The 710-nt window shown below is 48.9% G+C and carries 1 protein-coding gene; it reads right to left on the bottom strand.

Going from position 1 to position 710, the window contains the following annotated elements; translation table 11 throughout:
- The coding region (locus R7Q09_RS25615; RefSeq protein WP_318143873.1) for a cation:proton antiporter at positions 1-710 on the bottom strand (710 nt) is incomplete at both ends.

The raw sequence follows: 710 nt of genomic DNA, 5'->3' as shown, positions 1-710 counted from the left end.
ACCAAAGCCACCACCGCACCAAGAATTTCAAGAGGATGCAACGCCAGTAAGCCTAAGTTTACCGCCATGCCAACCGCGATAAAAAACAGACCAAGAAGCAAACCTTTAAACGGCTCGATAGCGATTTCTAGCTCATGGCGATATTCACTTTCGGCCAGCAGCACTCCAGCTAAGAAAGTTCCTAGCGCCATGGACAAGCCCAGTTTTTGCATCACCACCGAAATGCCTAGCACCACCAAGAGTGAAGCCACGGTAAATAGCTCGCGAACCCCACTCATCACGACAAAACGAAACAAAGGGCGCAATAAAAAGTGACCACCAATCAACAAGGCTACGACACTGCCTAAAACGGTAAAAGCATCGAACCAACTACCTACATTCTGTTCACCAGCCAAAAGCGGTAACATAGCCAACATCGGTATGACGGCGATATCTTGAAAAAGCAGCACAGCAAAACCAGACTGGCCCGTTTCGGTGCCATTGAGGCCTTGCTCTTCAATCACTTTGAGTGCAATGGCCGTAGAGGAAAGAGCGAGCCCCATGCCGATGACCAAACTCACCTGCATACTCAAGCCAAACAAACTGACAATGCTACCAATACCCGCCGTCGTCACTACAACTTGCGCGCCGCCAAGACCTAAAATCGGCCCTCGCATTTGCCATAATTTTTTCGGGTTCAATTCCAAGCCAATTAAGAACAGCAGTAACAC

The sequence above is a fragment of the Vibrio sp. 2130-1 genome, assembly GCF_033339515.1.
Note: the sequence above shows the minus strand (reverse complement) of the source record. Positions and strands in the feature narration are given on the sequence as shown.